At 68.9% G+C, this 22,206-nt stretch carries 20 protein-coding genes; 9 read left to right on the top strand and 11 right to left on the bottom strand.

Translation table 11 applies throughout. The features are described from left to right. Window positions 1-4: 4 nt before the first annotated feature. A complete protein-coding gene (locus AC1DCT_RS06610) occupies window positions 5-523 on the top strand; it encodes a CGNR zinc finger domain-containing protein (protein WP_477428131.1) in 519 nt (172 codons plus the stop codon). Between the two features lie 28 nt (window positions 524-551). Here the strand turns inward: AC1DCT_RS06610 and AC1DCT_RS06605 are convergent, their stop codons facing one another. Together AC1DCT_RS06605 and AC1DCT_RS06600 are read right to left on the bottom strand one after the other, a co-directional pair. Then, a complete protein-coding gene (locus tag AC1DCT_RS06605; RefSeq protein ID WP_477428129.1) occupies window positions 552-1,964 on the bottom strand; it encodes an APC family permease in 1,413 nt (470 codons plus the stop codon). Between the two features lie 15 nt (window positions 1,965-1,979). Beyond that, window positions 1,980-3,701, bottom strand: a complete 1,722-nt coding sequence (locus AC1DCT_RS06600; RefSeq protein ID WP_477428127.1) for an amidohydrolase — start codon at window positions 3,699-3,701, stop codon at window positions 1,980-1,982. A 145-nt stretch (window positions 3,702-3,846) separates the two neighbouring features. On the opposite strand from AC1DCT_RS06600, the gene AC1DCT_RS06595 reads away from it, so the two are divergent. Continuing rightward, complete coding sequence (locus AC1DCT_RS06595) at window positions 3,847-4,446, top strand: TetR/AcrR family transcriptional regulator (RefSeq protein WP_477229545.1); 600 nt, start codon at window positions 3,847-3,849, stop codon at window positions 4,444-4,446. Between the two features lie 30 nt (window positions 4,447-4,476). On the opposite strand, the gene AC1DCT_RS06590 is transcribed toward AC1DCT_RS06595, so the two are convergent. Beyond that, window positions 4,477-4,977 carry a hypothetical protein gene (locus AC1DCT_RS06590; protein WP_441977663.1) on the bottom strand — a complete coding sequence of 167 codons (501 nt, stop codon included), beginning with the start codon at window positions 4,975-4,977 and terminating at the stop codon, window positions 4,477-4,479. A 453-nt stretch (window positions 4,978-5,430) separates the two neighbouring features. Here AC1DCT_RS06590 and AC1DCT_RS06585 point away from each other — a divergent pair, with 453 nt between their 5' ends. The 3 genes from AC1DCT_RS06585 (at window position 5,431) to AC1DCT_RS06575 (ending at window position 8,003) form a co-directional block, all read left to right on the top strand. Next, entirely contained in the window at window positions 5,431-6,060 is a 630-nt protein-coding gene (locus AC1DCT_RS06585) for a DNA-directed RNA polymerase subunit beta (RefSeq protein ID WP_477428125.1), read from the top strand. Window positions 6,061-6,330: 270 nt separating this feature from the next. Further along, window positions 6,331-7,221: an aminodeoxychorismate lyase gene (locus AC1DCT_RS06580; RefSeq protein WP_477428123.1), complete on the top strand. Its 891-nt coding sequence runs from the start codon at window positions 6,331-6,333 to the stop codon at window positions 7,219-7,221. 50 nt (window positions 7,222-7,271) lie between these two features. After that, window positions 7,272-8,003, top strand: coding sequence for a flavodoxin family protein (locus AC1DCT_RS06575; RefSeq protein ID WP_477428121.1), 732 nt, complete (start codon window positions 7,272-7,274; stop codon window positions 8,001-8,003). A gap of 52 nt (window positions 8,004-8,055) precedes the next feature. On the opposite strand, the gene AC1DCT_RS06570 is transcribed toward AC1DCT_RS06575, so the two are convergent. The 8 genes from AC1DCT_RS06570 to AC1DCT_RS06535 form a co-directional block, all read right to left on the bottom strand. Further along, window positions 8,056-9,159, bottom strand: coding sequence for a phosphate ABC transporter substrate-binding protein PstS (locus tag AC1DCT_RS06570; protein ID WP_477428438.1), 1,104 nt, complete (start codon window positions 9,157-9,159; stop codon window positions 8,056-8,058). A gap of 101 nt (window positions 9,160-9,260) precedes the next feature. Continuing rightward, window positions 9,261-10,040 (bottom strand): phosphate ABC transporter ATP-binding protein PstB, encoded by a 780-nt coding sequence (gene pstB, locus AC1DCT_RS06565; protein ID WP_440733776.1) that lies wholly within the window; start codon window positions 10,038-10,040, stop codon window positions 9,261-9,263. Window positions 10,041-10,058: 18 nt separating this feature from the next. Continuing rightward, complete coding sequence (gene pstA, locus AC1DCT_RS06560; protein WP_440733775.1) at window positions 10,059-11,153, bottom strand: phosphate ABC transporter permease PstA; 1,095 nt, start codon at window positions 11,151-11,153, stop codon at window positions 10,059-10,061. Continuing rightward, window positions 11,150-12,163 (bottom strand): phosphate ABC transporter permease subunit PstC, encoded by a 1,014-nt coding sequence (pstC, locus tag AC1DCT_RS06555; RefSeq protein ID WP_477428119.1) that lies wholly within the window; start codon window positions 12,161-12,163, stop codon window positions 11,150-11,152. The genes pstA and pstC overlap by 4 nt, the downstream gene beginning before the upstream one ends. A gap of 166 nt (window positions 12,164-12,329) precedes the next feature. After that, window positions 12,330-13,457 carry a phosphate ABC transporter substrate-binding protein PstS gene (locus AC1DCT_RS06550; protein WP_477428117.1) on the bottom strand — a complete coding sequence of 376 codons (1,128 nt, stop codon included), beginning with the start codon at window positions 13,455-13,457 and terminating at the stop codon, window positions 12,330-12,332. Window positions 13,458-13,578: 121 nt separating this feature from the next. Continuing rightward, the gene (locus AC1DCT_RS06545) at window positions 13,579-14,586 is read right to left on the bottom strand and encodes an NUDIX hydrolase (protein WP_477428115.1); all 1,008 of its coding nucleotides are present in this window, start codon (window positions 14,584-14,586) and stop codon (window positions 13,579-13,581) included. Next, window positions 14,583-16,748 (bottom strand): RNA degradosome polyphosphate kinase, encoded by a 2,166-nt coding sequence (locus AC1DCT_RS06540; protein WP_477428113.1) that lies wholly within the window; start codon window positions 16,746-16,748, stop codon window positions 14,583-14,585. Before AC1DCT_RS06540 ends, AC1DCT_RS06545 begins: the two co-directional genes overlap by 4 nt. 103 nt (window positions 16,749-16,851) lie before the next feature. Then, a complete protein-coding gene (locus tag AC1DCT_RS06535; RefSeq protein WP_440733770.1) occupies window positions 16,852-17,544 on the bottom strand; it encodes a winged helix-turn-helix transcriptional regulator in 693 nt (230 codons plus the stop codon). A 68-nt stretch (window positions 17,545-17,612) separates the two neighbouring features. On the opposite strand from AC1DCT_RS06535, the gene AC1DCT_RS06530 reads away from it, so the two are divergent. From AC1DCT_RS06530 to pabB, 4 genes are all read left to right on the top strand, one after another. Beyond that, window positions 17,613-17,903 carry a hypothetical protein gene (locus AC1DCT_RS06530; RefSeq protein WP_440733769.1) on the top strand — a complete coding sequence of 97 codons (291 nt, stop codon included), beginning with the start codon at window positions 17,613-17,615 and terminating at the stop codon, window positions 17,901-17,903. Window positions 17,904-18,119: 216 nt separating this feature from the next. After that, window positions 18,120-18,743 (top strand): nitrobindin family protein, encoded by a 624-nt coding sequence (locus tag AC1DCT_RS06525; RefSeq protein WP_477428111.1) that lies wholly within the window; start codon window positions 18,120-18,122, stop codon window positions 18,741-18,743. Window positions 18,744-18,745: 2 nt separating this feature from the next. Further along, window positions 18,746-19,879 carry a CAF17-like 4Fe-4S cluster assembly/insertion protein YgfZ gene (gene ygfZ / locus AC1DCT_RS06520; RefSeq protein ID WP_477428109.1) on the top strand — a complete coding sequence of 378 codons (1,134 nt, stop codon included), beginning with the start codon at window positions 18,746-18,748 and terminating at the stop codon, window positions 19,877-19,879. A 13-nt stretch (window positions 19,880-19,892) separates the two neighbouring features. Further along, window positions 19,893-22,109, top strand: a complete 2,217-nt coding sequence (gene pabB / locus AC1DCT_RS06515) for an aminodeoxychorismate synthase component I (protein WP_477428107.1) — start codon at window positions 19,893-19,895, stop codon at window positions 22,107-22,109. Window positions 22,110-22,206: the final 97 nt, after the last annotated feature.

Here is a 22,206-nt window from a genome sequence, read left to right as displayed (position 1 = left end):
TCTTATGCATCTCAACCCTTACGGCGAGTACGCGGTTCTGATGGCGGCATCGCTCGCGAACGACTGGCCGTCCGATCGCGCCGGCATCGAGCAGCGCACCCGCGAGTTCGGCATGACGATGCTCTTTCCGGACGATCCGCAGGACCATTCCGCGACCCGAGTCGTGATCGACGAGTGGCTGCGCGTCGTCGACGCGGCGACCGCGCAGGCGCGCGCATCGCTGCTGAACGCGCAGATGGCCACGGCGGCGGCGTACCCGCGGCTCACGGACCACGACGGCGAAGGCTGGCATCTGCACTATCGCGGCGAGGAGGATTCGCTGCCCCGTGTGCTGCGCGCCGTGATCGCCGTCGGCACCTCACTGCACCTGGTCACACGAGGGATGACGCGACTGGGGCGCTGCGCGGCGGCGCCGTGCACGAATGTCGTGGCCGATGTGACCCGCAACGGGCGGCAACGCTACTGCTCGGTGCGCTGTGCCAACCGCGACGCCGTGCGCCGGCACCGGGCTCGACGGGCTTAGCGCTCCGGGCCCGGTGCCAGCTCGATGATCAGTCGTACATGCCGACGTTGATCGGACCCGTCAGGTCGGGCGGGGCAGCACGGAAGCCGCGCGTCTTCACGAGCAGGTAGACGACCCCGATCGCCGTCCATGCGCCGCCGATGATCATCGAGATCCCGTCCAGGCTGAGCCAGAGCGCCACGTTGATCACGACTCCGATCGCGGGGACGACGACGAAGCCGATCCAGGATCCGATCGTGCGCTTCGTGATGAATCGGAAGAACACGAAGGTCACCGACAGGTTCACGAAGGTGAAGGCGATGAACGCGCCGAAGTTGATCATCGACGACGCCTGCGCGAGGTTCACGAACAGCGCGGCCAGGGCGATCGCGGCGACGATGAGCACATTCGCGACGGGCACCCCGGTTCGCGGGTTCACCCGGCCGAACAGTCGCTTCGGCAGGGCGCCGTCGCGGCCCATGGCGTAGAGCAGGCGCGCTGCGCTCATCTGCTGCGTGATGCCGCAGCCCAGCACCGCCATCATGTAGCCGCCGACGAAGATCGCCTGGAACGCGGCACCGCCGATGTACTTCGCGATCTCGGGGGAGGCGCCGACGATGTTCTCCAGCTTCGTCACGTCGGGGAAAAGTGTCTGCATGACGTAGGTGACGGTGAGGAAGAACGCCCCTGCCGCGGCCACGATGAGGAAGATCGCGCGGGGGATGTCCCTGGTCGGACGCTCCGCCTCCTCGGCCAAGGTGGAGACCGCGTCGAAGCCGAGGAACGACAGTGCGAGGATCGCGGCGCCGCCGGCGAGGGCCGCCGCCTGGACGTCGTCCGAGAAGAACGGGCGGATCGTGAACGAAGCGTCATTGGCGCCGTTCGAGATGTTCACGACCGCCAGCACGACGAACAGCACGGCGACGACGAGCTGGATGCCGACCAGGATCACGTTCATGCTCGCCGCGAGCCGCACGCCGACCAGATTGAGCGCAGTGCAGATGACCACGGTGAGCAGCACCCACACCCAGAACGGCACGCCGGGATAGATCGCGCCCATGTAGATGCCGGACAGGATCGCGTTGATCATCGGCAGCAGCAGATAGTCCAGGGTCGCCGCCCAGCCCACGAGGAAGCCCACGGACGGGTGGATCGTCTCCTTCGCGTAGGTGTAGGCGGATCCGGCGATCGGGAAGAAGCGCACCATGCGCGAGTAGCTGAACGCCGTGAAGAGCACCGCGACCAGCACCACCAGATAGGCGAGCGGCACGTGGCCGCTGGTCTGGTCGGCGACGATCCCGAACATGTCGAACACCGCGAGCGGCGCCATGTAGGCGAGGCCGATGAAGACCAGGTGGCGCAGCTTCAGGGTGCGCCGGAGCGCGCCCGGCTCATGCGTGACGGCGTGGGCGAGCTGATCGTCGCCGGCGGCGATGGCGGAGTGGGATGGCAGCGTTGACATCGTGTCGGGTCGTCCTCAGTCGTTGTGGGAGTGGCAGTGGTGGTCGGCGGCGGGTTCGGTGCAGCTCTGTCCGGCCCCGCCCGGGTCCTGGACCGTCGCCGGGGCTGCGGCTCCGCCGAGCTCGCCGCGATGGTCGTGCACTGCGGTGCCGCCCACGACGGTGAGGTCGGCGTGCTGGGCGAGGATCTCCGCGGGCTCCATGGCGTAGAGGTCGCCCGACCACACCACGAGGTCGGCGAGGTATCCGGTGCGGAGCATTCCGAGGGTGTCCTCGTGGTGGAACGCTCCCGCCCCGCCCTTGGTGTAGGCCTCCAGGGTGCGGTCCAGGTCGAGGCGCTCGCCCTGGGTCCAGGGGTCGCCGCCGTCGAGGCGGGCGCGGGTCATCGCGCTGTAGATGCCGACGAGCGGATCCATCTCGCCCACCTGCCAGTCGCTGGAGAACGTGACCCTGGCGCCTGACTCGATCATGGAGCGGAAGCGCCAGGCGCGGTCCCAGCGTGCCTCTCCGACGTTCTCCATCCATGTGCCGGCGACGAGGTCGGGAGAGGCGTGCCGCGGCTGCATCGCCGCGACCACCCCGAGCTCGCGGAAGCGCGGGAGGTCGTCCGGGGACAGGCACTCCACATGCACGATGCCGTGGCGGGCGTCGCGCGCGCCGTTCGCCCGCTGGGCGGCCTCGATCGAGTCCAGCGTCAGCCGGATCCCCCAATCGCCGGTGGCGTGGGTGTGCACCTGATAGCCGAGGCGGTCGAGCTCGATGAACAGCTTCGTGAACTCGGTCGGCTCGAGGCTGGTGTGCCCGCGGTGACCGGGGCGATTCGCGTAATCCTCGAGCATCGCGGCGGTGTGCGGCTCGATCACGTCGTCGGCGTAGAGCTTGACGGCGCCCAGCCGGAATCGCTCGTGCTGCGGCGTCTCCCGGATCGCCTCGGTGATGCGGGTGCGGAAGTCGCCGTCGGCGCCGACGGGGTGGTAGATCGCGGCGATGGTGCGCGACGTCAGTTTGCCCTCGCGCTCGGCGCGATCGAACAGCGGCAGCTCCGCAAGCGGGACCTGCGGCTCGACCACGGTCGTGATACCGAAGCGCCGGGCCATCTCCAGGCTGTTCACGATCTTGCGATAGCGGCGATCGGGGGAGTACATCGGGATGTCGCGCTGCAGCTCTGCGAGCCCGTCCACGGTCATCGCGCTGGTGTAGAAGTCGAAGACCCAGCCGGTCGGCTCGCCGGTGGTCCGGTCCATCTCGGGGTTCCCCCAGGCGATGTCGCCACCGTTCAGGATGCCGAGCTTGGCGAGCGCGGGACGATTCAGCCAGACCGAGTGCTGATCGTAGGTCGTGATGAACACGGGGCGGTCGGTGACCCCTGCGAGGTCGTCGGCGTTCGGGCGACGGTTCTCGACCACCGAGTAGAGCGCGTTCTCCGCGCAGATCCACTCCAGCTCGGGGTGCGCCTCGGCGAACGCCGCGATACGCGAGCGCACCACATCGAGGCTCTGCACCTGGTCGAGGCTGACGGCGAGGTCGTCGTAGCCGAGTAGCAGGTGGTTGTGAGTGTCGGCGACGCCGGGGGTGACCAGGCGGCCCTCGAGCTGGACGGTCTGCCGCGCCGAGGGGGCTTCGGCGGCGGATCCCACATAGGTGATGCGGTCGCCCGTGACGCCGACGGCCTCGGCCCAGGGCTGCGCGGGATCGAAGGTGCGGACGCGTCCGCCGGTGTAGAGGGTGTCGACTGCCATGTCGTTGCTCCAGCGTCTCGGGGTGGGCGCGCGCTGAGGCGCGAAGAAAGAGTTCTTTGACTCAAGAGTAAATTAATTCACTCAAATGTCAAGAAACTCTTCGAATCGGATCCGGATCCGCCCGCGGGACTGCGATACTGGCTGCATGGCACGCCCCAGCACCCAGGCGCAGCGCCGCCGCGAGGTGGTCGATGCGGCGCTCGACGCCGCCGCCGAGCACGGGCTGCGCAATCTCTCGCTGACGGATGTCGCGAACCAAGCCGGGGTCACCCGGGGCGCGTTGCTGTACTACTACGAGGACCTGGACGCGATCCTCGTCGAGGCGCACGCCGCGGGCATGCGCCGGGTCGGCGAGGAGCGCGAGGCGCTCGTGGCACATGCGGAGCGTCCGGCCGAGCAGCTCGCGATCGCCGTCCGCGCCGGTCTGCCGAGCGGCCCGGATGATGCGCTCATGCGGCTGCTCTACGAGTTCGACGTGCTCGCGGGCAAGTCGCCGTTGCACGACGAGCTGGTGCAGCGGCTCTACGGCGAGCAGCTCGCCCTGTACCGCCGCATCCTGGAAGCGGGGGTGACAGCGGGCGACTTCGACCTGGCCGGGCCCGTCGAGGACATCGCGATGAACTTCGTCGCCCTCGAGGACGCCTACGGCCTGCACATCGTCGCCGGCGGCAGCATCTCCGTCGCGGATGCCGAGCGCGCTATCGCCCTGTTCGCGCGTCAGGCGGGCGCGCCGCTCGCGGAGTGACCGGTCGCTCCGGCAGAGCGGACCTGAAGGTCAGGAGCCGGCGGCTGCTCGCGCGATCGCCTCACTGCGCCAATCCGATTCCATTCGTTCATACGTGGCGATCGCGTGACAGTTGCGGCAGCGAACGTCACATTTCGCGATCTCGGCGACGAGCGCTGCAGCGCTGAACCCGTTTCTCACCAATTGCATGACTGCGTCCCGTTTGTCGCTGCCGGGGCGATGATCGAAATCCAGAATCCTCAGATCCCTCGCGCCGCAGTCGACACAGGGATGCGCTATGAGATAGTCCGCGATGAACGCACGGTTCTCGGCGCGTTGAGCCAGAGTGCGCGCCCGGATCGTAGCGATGTGCTGGTCGCGATTTTCTCGAAAGTACCGGCGAGAGGACTCACGATTGCAGTCGCGGCAGACCTCTTGACGTCCATCGGCACGGGAGGCTTTTCGGTTGAAGTCCGTGAGCGCCTTGATCGTTCCGCATGTGCCGCAGCGCTTGCTGAGCTCGGCGGCGGGACGTGCAGACTCCGAGTCCATCGATATCTCCTCGCGTGATGAGTTGCACGATACGCTCGGTCACGGACAACTCAGACGTGCGAAAGGCCCGGTCGTGATGACCGGGCCTTTCGCTGCGGTGGGCCCCGTGGGGCTCGAACCCACGACCCGCGGATTAACCTGCCACTTCGGCTTTCGCCGCCGCCCGCTGGGCGTTCGTGGTCTGGACTGTCCCTTCACCCTGGCTTGCGCTGTAGGTGCCACCCGTCCAGTCTCTACACCTTCCGGACTCGCGTCCGGCTTGGCTCGGGATTGCCAACTGGTCTCCCAGGAAGGGTTCCCCGACTTTGAGTGGTGTCATCCCCGGAGTTTCCTCCGAGGCGCTCCTATTGTGTTGAAGTCCGATGCTCTGCCAACTGAGCTAGAGGCCCGTGCTCCCGAGTCTATCGGTCGCGACTGGGTGCCCGAGCCGGACACCGCGCGTAGCCTGGGTCGGTGCCCGCACCCTTCCACCGCCCCGTCCGCGTCTCGCCGGAGACGCTCGACAACCTGCTCGGACCCCACGACCCGGCCGAGCAGACGCGCATGGCGCATGCCACGGCGTCGGCCCTCCTGGCGCGGGTGCGCGCGGATGACAGTGGTGTGAGTGCCGAGCGACTCGTGGCGTACGCGACCGAGCACGGCATCGACGAGATCGCGGAGCTCTGGGCGAAGAGCCCCGCCGTGTCCCTGCCGGGAACCCTGTGGCGGCTGTATCTGGTGCAGGCGTCGATCCACGCTGATCCGCCTCTTGCCGCGCTCCTGCACGAACGCGGACGCATCGAGCTGCCCTCCGTCGACGCCCTGGTCGCTGGCGCGCCGGTGCCGGCCGGTCCCGATGAACTCGTCGCGCTCATCGACACCATCCTGCACGGCGCCTTCTCCGGCGACTTCGCGATCGCGCTCGAGCGCGCTGCGGCGTTCTGCCGCGTTCAGGCGTCCGGCTCGACGCACATCGCCGACGACTACGACCCGACCGAGCCGGATCGGGCGAGCGACCTCACCACGCGCGCGGCACGCCTCAGCGCCTTCGCGCAGGACCTGACCGCCTCCGCGGCCGCCTGGCGCGACGGATCGCTGAACTGAGCGGATCCTCGACGCGCTCCCGGAAGGGACCGGATCCGGAGACGAAGAAGCCGGGCCGCAAGAACGCCTCTCGGCGGAAGGCCGCTCGCAGCGGCGAAAAATGGAGCCCGGGGTTATGCGGCCCGGCCGATCAAGTGTAACGCGTCGCACCCGGAGGTATTCCCGGCGGCCGAGACCCCGGGCGCGTCGCACCCTGCGTCCGGCGAATCACGTCATCCGTCGCCTGCGGCGTCACGGCTCAGGACACGATGCACGGCCTAAGCTCGTCCTATGGCCGCCGCCCGTTTCGCTCTGCTGATCACCCCCGCCGAGTCCACCGACGAGGAGCGGGCCGATTTCAGCGACAGCTTCCGACGGATCGACCCGGGCGCGCCCGCGCTCAGCGTGGGCGAGCTGAGCACGCAGCGCGGCGACGGCATCTTCGAGTCGATCGGCGTCGTCGACGGGCACGCGCAGGAGGTCGAGGCGCATGTGCAGAGGCTGGCGCATTCGGCCGCGCTGTGCGACCTGCCCGAACCTCACCGCGAGCAGTGGCGTCAGGCGGTCGCGATCGCAGCCGCCGAGTGCGGCCCAGGGGAGTGGGTGATCAAGCTCATCCTGAGCCGGGGCGTCGACCACGGGCCCGCGCCCACGGCATGGGTCACCGCCGCCCCCGCAGGCGACTTCGTAGCGGCACGCACGGAGGGGATCCGCGTGGTCACCCTCGACCGCGGTTATGACAGCGCCGCCGCCGAACGCTCTCCGTGGCTGCTGTTGGGCGCGAAGACGCTCTCGTACGCGGTGAACATGGCAGCCCTGCGCGAGGCGCACCATCGCGGCGCCGACGACGCGATCTTCATCACCACCGACGGCGTCGTGCTGGAGGCGCCCACGGCGTCGCTCATCCTGCGCTTCGGCGACCGCTTCGTGACGCCTGCGCCGCACGGCGGCATCCTGCAGGGCACCACGCAGATCAGCCTGTTCGCGCATCTCGAGCAGCAGGGCTTCGCCACGGAGTACGCCACGGTGCCGACGGCCGACCTCGCCACCGCGGAGCAGGCCTGGCTCGTCTCCAGCGTGCGCCTCGCCGCCCCGATCACCGCGATCGACGACAGCCCGCTCGCGATCGACCGCGCGTTCACCGACGGCTTGAACGCGTATCTGCTTTCCGCGCGGGACTGACGTTCCCCGCAGCACTGTTCCGCGGCGAGCGATGGTCGTAGTCTGCCCACATGGCAGAGCAGCCGGCCGCCCCCGCGGCCTACGACGACCTTCGTGCGGTGTTCGTGAACTGCACGTTGAAGCGCAGCCCGGAACTCAGCCACACCCAGGGGCTGATGGATCGCAGCATCGCACTGATGCGGTCGCAGGGCGTGACCGTCGACGACATCCGCTTCATCGACCACGACGTCGCGACCGGGGTCTACCCTGACATGCGCGAGCACGGGTGGGCGAGCGACGCGTGGCCGGATGCGATCTGGCCGCTGATCGATGCCGCCGACATCCTGGTGGTGGGCGGGCCGCTGTGGCTCGGTGACAACGCCTCGATCACCCGCAAGCTCATCGAACGCCTCTACGCGATGAGCGGCCTTTTCAACGACAAGGGCCAGTACGTCTACTACGGCAAGACGGGCGGCGCGATCATCACCGGCAACGAGGACGGCGTCAAGCACGCCGCGATGTCGATCCTGTACAGCCTGCAGCACATCGGATTCACCATCCCGCCTGCCGCGGATGCGGGCTGGATCGCTGCCATCGGGCCGGGACCGAGCTATCTGGATCCCGGATCCGGTGGACCGGAGAGCGACTTCACCAACCGGAATACGACGTTCATGACCTGGAATCTCCTGCACACGGCCCGCCGCCTCAAGGATGCCGGCGGCATCCCCGCATACGGGAATCTGCGGCAGGCGTGGAACAACGGGGAGCGCTGGGGCTACGACGCCAACCCCGAGTATCGCTGACCCCGAGCGAGCAGCGCGGGGTCCATGGCGACCCGCGGTTCGCCGGGCAGCGCTAGCCGATCAGGTCGATCGCGAACTGGGCCTTGGTGCGCAGCTCGTCGGAGATCGGCGCACTGCCCGTGGCAGCGGCAGCCGCCTTCTGCCCTTCATTCGAGACGGCGATCGAGAAGAAGGCCTTCACGAGCGCGGCGGTCTCGGACTTCTCATATCGGGTGCAGCCGATGAGATAACCGATCAGCAGCACCGGATAAGCACCTTCTGCGGTGGTTCCGCGATCGATCCTGGTCGCCAGATCGCCGGGGGCGCGGCCCTGTTCGATCCTTGCCGCATCCAGTGCGGCGCTCGCGCCCTGGGCAGAAGGCTTCACCCAGTCATCGCCGACTCTGATCATGACGGAGGACAGTCCTTCGGCCGCTGACGCGTCGACGTAGCCGATCCTGCCTTCACCTCCTCGCACCGCGAGGGCGATGCCGGATGACTTCTCGGCGGGCTCGCCGCGGAGGCCCGCCGGCCAGCTGTCGACGCTGCCGGCGGTCCAGACGTCGGGTGCGGTCTGATCCAGGTAGTCGGTGAAGTTGGCGGTGGTGCCTGACGCATCGGAGCGGTGCACGGGCGTGATCGGTGTCGCGGGCAGCTTCGCCTTCGGGTTGGTCGCGACGATCGCGGCGTCGTCCCATCTCGTGATGGCGCCCGTGAAGATGCCCGCGATGGTCGTCGGATCGAGCTTCAGGGAGTCGACCCCGCGGAGGGTGAAGACGATCGCGATCGGGGAGACGTACGCGGGGATCTCGACCGTCTCGGAGCCCTTGGCGCATGCCGCGAAGCCACCGGCCGTGACCTCCTCGGTCGTGAACGGCACGTCCGAGCCCGCGAAGGACGCCCGGCCCTCACGGAACGCCTGACGACCGGATCCGGAGTCTCGGGCGTCGAAGGTCGCGTGAGCATCGGGGTGGGCAGCGGTGAGGCGTGCGGACCAGGCCCCGATGGCACCCTGCTGTGCCGAAGACCCCGCGCCCAGAAGGGCGCCCGTGACGGGCGCCGACGGTGAGCTCGCCGGCGCGGTGACGCCCGGAGCGCCGGCGCCCGGCCCCGCGCAGCCGGCGAGCGCGAGGGCCGAGGCGGCAGTCAGCGCTGCGAGGCTCGCGAAGCGGCGCATCGTCACGGTGGATCCCCCTCGGTCGTCGGCCAGGATAACCCGGCGGGCGGGAGCCGAGCCAACGCGCCGATATCGAGGATGCCGGACGGATCAGCCCGGGATCATCCGAAGCGGCCGGAGACGTAGTCCTCGGTGGCCTGCTCCTTCGGCGAGGTGAAGATGGTCGCCGTGTCGGAGAACTCGATGAGCTTGCCCGGCTTGCCGGTGCCCGCGATGTTGAAGAAGGCCGTCTTGTCGCTCACGCGCGAGGCCTGCTGCATGTTGTGGGTGACGATCACGATCGTGAACTCGTTCTTGAGCTCGGTGATGAGCTCTTCGATCGCGAAGGTGGAGATGGGGTCGAGCGCCGAGCAGGGCTCGTCCATCAGCACCACCTGCGGGGAGACGGCGATGGTGCGCGCGATGCACAGGCGCTGCTGCTGGCCGCCGGACAGCCCTGCGCCCGGCTTGTCGAGCCGATCCTTCACCTCGTTCCACAGGTTGGCACCGCGCAGGGACTTCTCCACGAGGTCGTTCGCATCCGATGCCGAGATCCGCTTGTTGTTCAGGCGGACGCCGGCGAGCACGTTCTCCTTGATCGACATCGTGGGGAACGGGTTGGGCCGTTGGAACACCATGCCCACCTGGCGGCGCACCAGCACCGGGTCGACGCCCGGAGCGTACAGGTTCTCGCCGTCGATGTAGACGCTGCCCTGCACGGTCGCGCCGGGGATCACCTCGTGCATCCGGTTGAGGGTCCGCAAGAACGTCGACTTCCCGCAGCCCGACGGGCCGATGAAGGCGGTCACGGTGCGGGGCTCGATGTTCATGGACACATCCTCGACGGCGAGGAAGTCGCTATAGAAGACGTTCAGATCGTTGACTTCGATGCTCTTGGACACGGTGCGTGCCTTCCTGAGTTAGCGGCTCTTCGGCGCGAATGCCTTCGCGACGATCCGAGCGATGAGATTGAAGATGACGACGACGATGACCAGCAGCAGGGCGGCGCCCCACGCCTGCGCCTGCGAGGCCTCGATGTCCTTGCCCGGGAAGCTGTAGGCCGTGTAGGCCATGACCGGGAGGGTCTGCATCGGCCCGTTGAACGGGTTCGCGTTGAAGTTGTCGGTGAAGCTCGCGGCGATGAAGATCGGCGCGGTCTCGCCGATCACGCGGGCCACGGCCAGCACGACGCCGGTCACGATGCCGCTCGCGGCCGTGCGCAGCACCACCTTGATGATGGTCGTCGCGCGCGGCACGCCCAGGGCCAGGGAGGCCTCTCGCAACTCGTTCGGGACGAGCCGGATCATCTCCTCGGTGGAGCGGATCACGATCGGGATCATCAGCACGCACAGCGCGATCGAGGCGGAGAAGCCGCTGAACGCCTTCGGCCCGACGATGAGGGCCATCAGCGAGAACGCGAACAGACCGGCGACGATCGAGGGGATGCCCGTCATCACGTCGACCAGGAACGTGACCGTGCGACGCATCGGATTGTTGGGCTGCGCATACTCGGTGAGGTACACCGCGGCAAGGATCCCGATCGGCACCGAGATCAGCGCGGCGATCCCGGTGATGATGAGGGTGCCGACCACGGCCTGCAGGGCGCCGGGGGTGTTCGTCACGGCGAGGGTGTTCGGGTCGAAGATGGTGCCGCCGACTTTGGTGACGAAGTCCCAGTTCACCACCTTGAGTCCCTGCGCCACCACGGTCCAGAGCGTAGAGATCAGCGGCGCCACGGCGAGGACGAAGGCGCACACCACGAGCCCGCGCACGACGCGGTCGACGGCCTTGCGACGACCCTCGACGATGCTGGATCCGACGCTGATCGCGATGAGGTACAACACGGCGGTGAGGACGAGCCACACGGCAGGGTTGAACAGCTGGGTCACCAGGAGCACGGCCGCCACGACGACGGCCGTGCCGATCGCGAGCACGGGTTCGATCCAGCGGGGCAGCTGACCGCTGGTGAGACTCAGCGGCTGCGCCGTCGCGGGGGCGGAACTGACGGCGGTCATACGCGCTTTCCAATCTTCGGCGAGGTGCGCGCCTTGCGCTCGGAACGGCCGAGGATGCCACGCGCGACCATGTTGACGGCGAGCGACACCACGAAGAGCATCAGGCCCGTGCCGATGAGGGCGGAGCGCTGCACGTCGGTCGCGATCGGGAAGTTCAGGGCGATGTTTCCCGCGATCGTCTGCGAGTTGTATCCGTCGGTGAGCAGCTTGACCGAGAACAGCAGCGACGGCGAGATGATCAGCGCGATCGCCATCGTCTCACCGAGCGCCCGTCCGAGTCCGAGCAGGATCGCGGAGACCATGCCGCTGCGCGCATAGGGGAAGACGGCCAGCTTGATCATCTCCCAGCGCGTCGCGCCGAGCGCGAGGGCGGCCTCCTCGTTCAGCCGCGGCGTCTGCAGGAAGATCTCGCGCGTCAGCGCCGTGATGATCGGCAGGATCATCACGGCGAGGACCACGCCACCGGTGAGGATGGTCGAGCCGGTGCTCGACACAGGACCCTCGAAGAGCGGGATCCAGCCGAAGTAGTGGTTGAGGAAGTCCGCGAGCGGCAGCAGGAACGGGCGCATCACGATGACACCCCACAGACCGAACACGATGGACGGAACGGCAGCGAGCAGGTCGACCACGTAGGCGAGGGCGCTGGCGAGCCGCCGCGGTGCGTAGTGCGAGATGAACAGGGCGATGCCGATCGCGACGGGAGCGCCGAGGATGAGTGCGATCAGTCCCGACCAGATGCTGCCCCAGAGCATCGGGGCGACGTAGTTCCAGAAGCTGCCCCAGTGCTTGTTCTGATAGCCGGCGAGGTCGCTATTGGTCTCCCAGTTCGCCGTGATGGCGGGGAGGCCCTTGAGGATCAGGAAGATCGCGACCCCGGCGAGGATCACCATGATCGAGGCGGCGGCGGTCGTCGACAGCCCCAGGAAGAATCGGTCGCCCGCCCGACGCTTGCCGACCAGTCCGACGGCGGCGACAGAGGTCGCGTCCTCACGCTGCGCGACGTCAGTCACGATGCCACTCTTGATCTCGCATGTGTCGCGTCTTTCTTTGTGCTCCGGCCAGTGGCAGGAGAGGGGATCGGGCCAGCACGGGAAACTCGGCAGGGCCTCCGAGCGAGTCGGCTGCCCAGCCCAGCCCGGGTCGGCTCCGAAGAGCCGACCCGGACCGGCCTGAAGGTTACTTGATGGTCGCGAGCGACTCCTGAGCCGCCTTGAGGACGGAGTCCGGGAGCGGTGCCGCACCCGCGTTCTTCGCGGCGACCTGCTGGCCGAGCGTGCTGCTGACGAAGCCGATGTAGCTCTTCACGAGCGCGGCCTGCGCCGGCGTCTTGAAGGTCGTGCACGCGATGGCGTAGGAGACCAGCGGGATCGGGTAGGTCTCCGCGGTCAGCTTCGAGTAGTCGAACTTCTTCGAAAGGTCGCCCTTGATGCCGTTGGAGGCATCGACCGCGGCGACCTCGAAGGTCTTCGAGACGGCCTCGGCGCTGAACGGAACAGCCTTGCCGTCCTGCAGGATCGAGACGCTGGGGAGCTTGCCGATCGCGGAGTGGTCCGCGTAGCCGATCGTGCCGGTGCCGGCCTCGACGGCCTGCACGACGCCCGAGCCGCCCTTCTGCTTGGAGACGTCGCCCTCGACCGGCCAGTCCTTGCCCGCGGGGAAGGTCCAGACGCTCTTCTGCGTGGCGGCGAGGTAGTTGGTGAAGTTCGCCGTCGTGCCGGAGCCGTCCGAGCGCGCCACCGTGGTGATCTTGCCGGCGGGGAGCGCCTTGCCGTTGTCCTTGGTGATGGCTGCGTCGGACCAGTCGGTGATCTGCAGGGCGAAGATCTTGGCGATCGTCTCGCCGCTGAGCTTGAGGTCGGTCACACCCGGGATGTTGAACGCGATGGCGACGCCGTCGAGGTAGACGGGGATGTTGATGCCGCCCTCGGTGCACAGCGCCTGCGACTGGGTGGTCTGGTCCGCGTTCAGCGGGGAGTCGGATCCGGCGAAGTCGTAGGCGCCGCTGAGGAAGTTGGTGACGCCACCGCCCGAGCCCTGCGACTTGTCGTAGTTGATGGTGACGCCCTTGACCTGGGCGTTGTAGGCGGCGGTCCATGCGGCCTGCGCGTTCGCCTGAGCGCTGGAGCCACCCGCGGTGAGGGTACCGGTCAGCGAGGCGTCGATCTTCGAGGTGATCGCGCTCGAGGTCGGCGCTGCAGAGGGGGAGTCGCTGCTCGTGCTGCTGGGCGTTGCGGAACAACCCGCCAGTGCGATCGCGGCGAGCGCGCCGGCCGCGCCGATCGTGGTGATGCGGTTGAGCTTCACGGTGTAAGTCCTTCGCTGTGTCGAGTGTGCCCGGTGCAGGGCCACGCCAGACGATAGGCGGCGTCTGTTACGCGATCAAAGATCGAAGGTAAACGGGGGGTGAACGGCGGTCGGCGCCCGTTCAGATCTTCGGCAGGTGCGTCTCGATCGAGATGATGCCGGATCCGGGGTTGGTGGCGCTCAGATGCACGACGCTGAACGCGCCGACTTCGAGTGCCGAGGCGCTGCCGAGGTAGGAGCCGTGCATGGTGCCCGTGGCCAGCGCGATCTCGCGGAGGATGTCGGGCAGCACGGGGCCGTGGCTGCAGAGCACGGTGGGCTTGCCGGCGCGGACGCGCTTGCCCACCACCGTGCGCGGGTCCGATTCGCCCTCGTCCCAGGCGTCCTGGCTGAGCAGCGTCGTCTTGGTGACCTTGAGCTCGAGCGACTTCGCCAGAGGCTTGACGGTCTCGACGCAGCGCCGCGCGTCGCTGGACACGATCTTCTGCACGCCGAACGCGCGCAGCGGGCCCACGATCGCCTTCGATTGCGCATGGCCTCGCGGAGTCAGCGGCCGTGAGGCGTCGGATCCCAGCCACACGCTGCGGCTCGCCGCTTTCGCGTGCCGGAGCACGATGAGCGGGAAGGTGCGGAGAGCGCCGTCGTCGACGAGCTTGGCGAACGCGTCGAGGATCTCGACGTCGACGGGGTAGCTGAGCCGGGCGCGCGCCTTCTTGACGCTCACCCACTCGAGGGCGGCGATCTCGCGGTTCGGCACGAACACCGATGCCCGGACGGCCTCTTCCGTCGCCTCCGCGGCCCAGTAGTGCACGACCTTCTGCTTGCGGTTGGCCATCGTGTACCGGGACACGCCCACCGGAGCTCCCAGGGCGACCCGGATCCCGGTCTCCTCGAAGATCTCGCGCACAGCTGTCTCCGCGAGCATCTCGCCCGGATCCACCTTGCCCTTGGGCAGCGTCACATCGCGGTACTTGGTGCGGTGGATCAGCAGGATCCGCAGCTTGGCCTCCACGACGCGCCACACCAGGCCGCCGGCCGCGTACACGGCACGATCGGGGCGCTCGGCGACGATCGTGATGCCGGTGGTGTCCGCGGTCGCGGTCGAGGGGCCGGTAGGGCTGGGGGTCATCGCACCGCCCGTGCTCTACGACGCTTCTGGATCTGCGACATGGTCCTATCCTGCAGGTCGATGAGCGGTGCGCCAACCTCGGAGAAGGCGCGCCGGGTCCATTCGCCTTCGGCGCCCAGGTGCCACGACGACGTCTCGGGCGAGAGCGCGAGGTCGAAGAACCCGACCAGTTCCTCGATGTGCGCGGGGTCGGTGACCCGCACCAGCGCCTCGACCCGACGGTCGAGGTTGCGGTGCATCATGTCGGCGCTGCCGATGAAGACCTGCGGATCGCCGTCGTTGTGGAACGCGAAGATGCGCGAGTGCTCGAGGTAGCGCCCGAGGATGGAGCGCACTGTGATGTTGTCGGTGATGCCGGGCAGATCCGTGCGCAGGCTGCAGATGCCGCGCACCCACACGTCCACGGGCACGCCGTCGGCGCTCGCGCGGTAGAGGGCGTCGATGATCTGCTCGTCCACCATCGAGTTCACCTTGATGCGGATGTGCGCCGGCTTGCCGTCGAGAGCGTTCTGGCGCTCCTTCTCGATCTGCCGCAGCAGGCCCTTGCGCAGGTGCAGGGGCGCGACGAGCAGGCGCTTGAACTTCTTCTCGATCGCGTAGCCGCTGAGCTCGTTGAACAGGCGGGTGAGGTCCTTGCCGACCTGCGGATCGGCGGTGAACAGGCCGAAGTCCTCGTAGATCCGGCTGGTCTTCGGGTTGTAGTTGCCCGTGCCGATGTGGCTGTAGCTGCGCAGCACGCCGTCCTCCTCGCGGATGACGTTGACGAGCTTGCAGTGCGTCTTCAGGCCCACCAGGCCGTACACGACGTGCACTCCGGCCTTCTCGAGCTTGCGCGCCCAGACGATGTTGTTCGCCTCGTCGAAGCGGGCCTTGACCTCGACGAGGGCGAGCACCTGCTTGCCGGACTCGGCGGCGTCGATCAAGGCCTGCACGATCGGGCTGTCGCCCGAGGTGCGGTACAGCGTCTGCTTGATGGCGAGCACGTGCGGATCGCGGGCGGCCTGCTCGAGGAACGCCACGACGCTCGTCGTGAAGGACTCGTAGGGGTGGTGCACGAGCACATCGGCCTTGCGGATCGCCTTGAAGATGTCGATGCGCTCGTTCGCGCCCGGCTTGAACGCCAGCGCGGTCGTGGGAACGTGCGGCGTGTATCGCAGGTCGGGTCGGTCGATCCGGCCGAGCCCGAACAGACCGCGCAGGTCGAGCGGCCCGGGGAGACGGTAGACCCCCTGATCGGTGATGTCGAGCTCGCTCAGCAGCAGGTCGAGCGTCACATCGTCCATGTCGTCGGTGATCTCGAGGCGGATCGGCGGGCCGAAGCGGCGGCGCAGCAGCTCGGCCTCGAGCGCCTGGATGAGGTTCTCCGACTCGTCCTCCTCGATCTCCACGTCCTCATTGCGGGTGAGCCGGAACGCGTGGTGGTCGAGCACCTCCATCCCGGGGAAGAGATCGTCGAGGTGGTTGGCGATGAGCTCCTCGAGCCGGATGAAGCGCATCGGGCCGTTCTCGGAGGGAACCTCGACGAAGCGCGGCAGCATGGGCGGCACCTTCAGGCGCGCGAACTCCTGCCGGCCGGTGCGAGCGTTGCGGATCCGGATCGCGAGATTGAGTGAGAGGCCCGAGATGTACGGGAACGGGTGTGCGGGGTCCACCGCGAGCGGCATCAGCACGGGGAAGACGTTGGCCTGGAAGTAGTCCGTCAGCTCGGCCTTGGCCTCGCCGTCGAGGTCGTCCCAGTCCACGATGGTGATGCCTTCGGCGGCCAGTGCGGGGCGGACCAGCCCGGTCCACGCGACGGCATGGCGCAGCTGCAGCTTGTGCGCTTCGGCCGAGATGTCGGCCAGCACGTCGGCGGGGGCGCGGCCGACGTTGGTGGGCACGGCGAGGCCGGTGACGATGCGGCGCTTGAGGCCGGCGACGCGCACCATGAAGAACTCGTCCAGGTTGCTCGCGAAGATCGCGAGGAAGTTGGCTCGCTCGAGCACAGGCAAGGTCTCGTCCTCGGCGAGCTCGAGCACGCGCTGGTTGAATGCGAGCCAGCTCAGCTCGCGGTCGAGGTACCGGTCCTCCGGGAGGAGTGAGTCGTCCGGCGCGACGAGTTCGTCGAAGTCGTCATCCTCGGCGTCGCCGAGTCCGGAGTCTGCCAGTGCGGGATCGATCATGCGCCCCATCATTGCAGCAGGACGTTGCCTGCAGGTGAACAGGATCGGGATCCGAATTCGCCATCCGCTCCCGCGGGCGGATCCGGCCTGGGCGGGGATCCGCTCAGCGGGTGCCCGGGGAGACGGGGCGCGTCTCGTCCTCATCGACGTTGAAGCGATAGCCGACATTGCGCACGGTGCCGATGATGTGCTCCTGGTCGCCGAGCTTGGCGCGCAGCCGCCGCACGTGCACATCGACCGTGCGGGTGCCGCCGAAGTAGTCGTAGCCCCATACCTCGCTGAGCAGCTGCTCGCGCGTGAACACCCGCGAGGGGTGCGTGGCGAGGAAGTGCAGCAGCTGGAACTCCTTGTATGTGAGATCCAGCGGGGTGCCGCGGAGCTTGGCGGAATAGGACTGCTCGTCGATCGTCAGGCCCGAGGTCTGCACCTTGACGGGCTCCGTCGCCGGTGCCTCCCGGGACAGGGCGAGACGGATGCGGGCGTCGATCTCGGCCGGGCCCGCGCCGGTGAGCAGTACGTCGTCGATGCGCCATTCGCCGTTCACGGCGGTCATCCCGCCCTCCGTAACCACGAGCAGCAGCGGCCCGCGCAGGCCCGTGGTGCGGATCAGCGTGCACAGGGATTTCGCGGCGACCAGGTCGGTGCGCGCGTCCACGATCACGGCGTCGGCATCGGGCGCGGTCACCAGCTCGGCGGGCTGCGCCGGGATCACCCGGACACGATGGCCGAGCAGCTCGAGGGCGGGCAGAACCGGCCCCGCAGCGGGAGACGATGTCAGCACCAGCAGTTGCGCCACGCAGATCCTTTCCTGGTGACACCTTACTCAGGACTGCGAGCATCGCCGGGATAGGTGACAATGGGCCCATGGCCGATCCCGTCCTCGCTCCGCGCAGCCCCTTCGTCGGGCTCGTCGTCACCTGGGCCGCGGCCGCCGTGGGCGCGATCCTGATCGGGCTGCTCGCGCCCGATGCTCTGCTGATGACCTGGTACGTGATCGGGTTCGGCGTCTGCGTGCTGCTGTCGTTCGCCGTGCAGCTGTTCCGCGGTGAGACGCGGGGATTCATCCTTCGCGTCTCGGCCGGGAGTCTCGGTGCGCTGCTCGTGATGGGGATCGTGTCGGCGGGCTTCGGCATCGCCGCTCTGTTCGGCAGCTGACAGCGTGCCGTGTCGGCGCCGCCCGGCGCTGCGAGGGCCGCGGACGGCATAGAGTAGAGGCATGGACATCGTCGCGCTCGAACTTTTCTTCGTCGGCCTCCTGGTCCTCGCGGGTCTCGCGATCGCCTTCTGCGCAGGGGCCGTCCTGGTCAACCTGTTCCGCGGCCAGCGCTGATCAGCGCCCGGCCCGCGACATCTCCTGAGAGAAGGCTTCTCGTGCTCGATCTCCCCTCCGACCTGCCCGCCGACATCGTGCCGCTCTCGTGGCTGCTCGGAGTATGGGAAGGCACCGGCGTCATCGACTACGAAGTCCCCGGACCTGACGGCGACGACGACGCACACCACTACCGTGGCGAGTTCGCGCACCGCGTGAGCTTCAGCCACGACGGCGGACCATTCCTGAACTACGCGGCTACCGCGACCTTCACGCCGGAGGACGGCGAACCGGTGGCGCTCGTGGCTGAGTCGGGATACTGGCGCCTGACGCGGCCGGCCGACGCGCACGACCCGGGTCCTGCGCTGCTGCCGCCCCGCGAGGTGCGCACCGCGCAGCGCACGGTGGATGACGTCGAGGCGCTGCGCCTGCCGGAGGGCGGCTTCGCGATCGAGGCGTCCATCGTGCACTCGGACGGCATGCTCGAGCTGTACCTCGGCCGCATCGACGGTCCCCGCATCGACATCGCCACCGACGCGATCGTGCGCGCCGAAGGCGCGAAGGAGTACGGCGCCGCCTCGCGCATGTACGGCCTGGTCGACGGTCACCTGCTGTGGGCGTGGGACATCGCCGCGCTCGGCGCCGGGCTGCGCTCGCACGCATCCGCCCGTCTTGCGAAGGTCTGATCGTGGCAGGCTTCCCCTCTCTGCCCGGCGTGATCGCGGACGGTGATATCGCGCAGCACTTCGGAGATCCGATCCGCGAGCAGCGCGCGCTGGAGCGCGGTGACGCGCTCGCACCGCTCGGCGATCGGACTGTCATCGAGCTGACCGGATCCGAACGGCTCACCTGGCTCGACTCGATCACTTCGCAGTCGGTCGCGCGTCTTCGGGCGGGGGAGAGCACCGAGCTGCTCGTGCTGGATCCGCAGGGACGGGTCGAGCATGTGGCCGCGGTCTTCGATGACGGCTCCGCGACGTGGCTCATCGCCGATGCCGCCGACGCCGACGCTCTCGCCACCTGGCTGCAGCGCATGGTGTTCCGCGCCGACGTGAAGGTCGCCGTGCGTCCGGATCTGCTCGTCGTCGGGTTCTTCGCCGGCTCCGGGGCCCAGCAGCGCGCCGAGCGCGTTGCGATCGCCCCGCACGGTGCCGCCGTGGTCTGGACCGATCCGTGGCCGACTGTGCAGCCCGGCGGACACCAGTACCACGTCGGCGAGCACCCCGGCTCCGGCTATCTCTGGCGCACTGCGGTGATCGATGAGTCCGGTGCCGGCGCGCTCGCCGCGGACGCGGAGGTCGTCTGGGCCGGTGCGCTCGCCGCGGAGGCCCTGCGCATCGCCGCCTGGCGTCCCCGCTGGGCCGCCGAGGTCGACGAGCGCTCCCTCCCGCACGAGACCGACTGGATCCGCAGCGCCGTGCATCTGAACAAGGGCTGCTACCGGGGTCAGGAGACCGTGGCGAAGGTGCACAACCTCGGTCACCCGCCGCGGAGGATCGCGGCCCTGCACCTGGACGGCAGCGAGAGCCTTCTGCCCGCCGCGGGTGCTCCCGTCCTGGCACGCGGTGCCGACGGCTCCGGCGAGGATGAGGTCGGGCACATCACCTCTGCTGCGCGGCACCGCGAACTCGGGCCGATCGCCCTGGCGATCCTCTCGCGCCGCGCACCGGTGGGCGATCTGGTAGTCCGCACGCCGGACGGCGACATCGCCGCCGCGCAGGAGATCATCGTCCCCGCCGACGCCGGCGCGACGGCCGACGTACCCCGGCTGACGCGGCTGTCGCGCCGCCCGTCCGCGCCGGATCCGCGCGACGCGCCCTGATCCGGTGCCTCCGGTGGGCGCGGAGTCGGAGAGCACGGAGGCCGGCGCTGCTCCGAGCGCGGAGCGCGGCGCGCCCGGGCCCCTGCGCATCCTGCTGATCGACAACTATGACTCCTTCACGTACAACCTCGTGCACCAGATCGCGGCGGTCGCGGGGCAGGCCCCGGTCGTCGTGCACAACGACTGGGCCGACTGGGAACCGTCCGTCCTCGATCAGTACGACGCCATCGTGCTCTCGCCCGGGCCGGGGGATCCCCGGGTACCGGAGGACTTCGGGATCTGCGCCGACGCGATCCGGATCGCGGCCGAGCGTCGCATCCCGCTGCTCGGCGTCTGCCTCGGGCATCAGGGCATCGGACACGCCTTCGGCGCCAGGGTGCGACGCGCGCCGGAACCGCGGCACGGCCGGCCCTCGCCGGTCGCGCACGACGGCACAGGACCCTTCCGCGGACTCCCGTCGCCGGTCGAAGTGGTGCGCTATCACTCGCTCATGATCGACGAGGTGCCCGACGAGATCGTCGTCACGGCGCGCGCGGACGACGGCGTGATCATGGGCGTGCAGCACCGCGAGCTGCCGCTGTGGGGCGTGCAGTTCCACCCCGAGTCGATCGGCACGCACGACGGCACCCGCATGGTGGCGAACTTCGTCGCGTTCGCACGGGCGACTCTCGCGCAACGGCTGCCCGCGCCCGGGGCGGACGCGGTGCGGGGCGACACCGGTGCGACGGTACTCGCTGATGCGGCGGTCCGCCCGCACGAGAGGGAGCAGGAACGACTGCACGGGACGGAGCGCGAGCGCCCGATCGCCACGGAGCAGGTGCGCCCTGCGCCCCGACCCGTGCTCCGTCGCACCCTGCCCTTGCGCATAGGCACGGCGGCGCTCTTCACCGGGCTCTTCGGCGACGCGGCGCAGGCGGTCTGGCTCGACGGCGGCCGCGACGGCGACGACCGCGCCCGGTACTCCATCCTGGGCGGCGGGGACGACCTGCCGACGGTGCTCGCCGACGTGCACGCAGGCATCGTGACCGTGCGCGACGGCGAGACCGAGAACGCGATCCGCTCGGGCTTCTTCGACTGGCTCGACGCCGAGCTCGGGGGCACCGTCACGGCGGGAGCCGATCTGCCGTTCGCCCTGGGCTGGGTCGGTGCGCTCGGCTACGAGCTGCGCGCCGAATGCGGATCCCCGCACCGGCATCGTGCTGCGACGCCCGACGCCGCCATGGTCCGACTCGATCGTGCCGTCGTCGTGGATCACCGCGAGGGGCTGATCCACCTGCTCGCCCTCGACGACGAGGCCTGGCTCACCCGGACGGCGGAGCGGATCGCGGAGATCGAGACGGCATCGTCCGCCAGTGATGACGACGTCACCGGACCGGATCCGGATCCGTCTGCCGCGCCGCTCCTACTCGCCGCGCGACACTCCCGCACCGAGTACCTGCGGCTCATCGCCGAGGCGCAGGAGCAGATCTCGGCGGGGGAGACCTACGAGGCGTGTCTGACCAACCTGCTGCATGCGGACGTCCGCATCGATGCGCTCCCCGCCTATCTCGCACTGCGCGCGCAGAACCCGGCCCCGTTCGGCGCGTTCCTGCGCATCGGCGGGGTGAGCGTGCTGAGCACCTCACCCGAGCGGTTCCTGCGGATCACGACGGACGGCTCGGTCGAGTCCCGTCCGATCAAGGGCACCCGACCGCGCGGTGCGGACGCGGACGAGGACGAGCGGATCCGCGCCGAACTGGCTTCGTCGGAGAAAGATCGCGCCGAGAACCTGATGATCGTGGACCTCGTCCGCCACGATCTCGGACGCACGGCGGAACTCGGATCCGTGCGCGTGGACGGCCTGTTCCGCGTGGAGAGCTACGCCACCGTGCATCAGCTCGTCTCGACGGTGCGCTCCCGTCTCGCGGACACGCCCGTCGCCTGCGTGCGTGCCGCCTTCCCGCCCGGCTCCATGACGGGCGCGCCGAAGCGGCGCACCATGGCGATCCTGGACGGGCTCGAGGGCGGCCCGCGCGGGCTGTACAGTGGCGCGCTCGGGTACTTCTCCTTCGACGGCGCCGTGGATCTCAGCGTCATCATCCGCACCCTCGTCGTGCACGACGGGGGCATCGACTACGGCGTCGGCGGCGCGATCGTCTCGCTGTCGGATCCCGACGACGAGTACGCCGAGACCGTGGTCAAGGCACGTCCGCTGCTGCGGCTCACCAGCGCGAAATTTCCCGAGGAGTGAGTGCGCCGCTGAGAGTCACCCAGCGCTCCGAGCGCAGCGGGGGAGACGGGCGGCGCCCTGAGCCCGGGGCGCGACGCACAGCGACGGGCGCACCGCA

The sequence above is a fragment of the Microbacterium sp. 10L49 genome (assembly GCF_056395125.1).
Note: the sequence above shows the minus strand (reverse complement) of the source record. Positions and strands in the feature narration are given on the sequence as shown.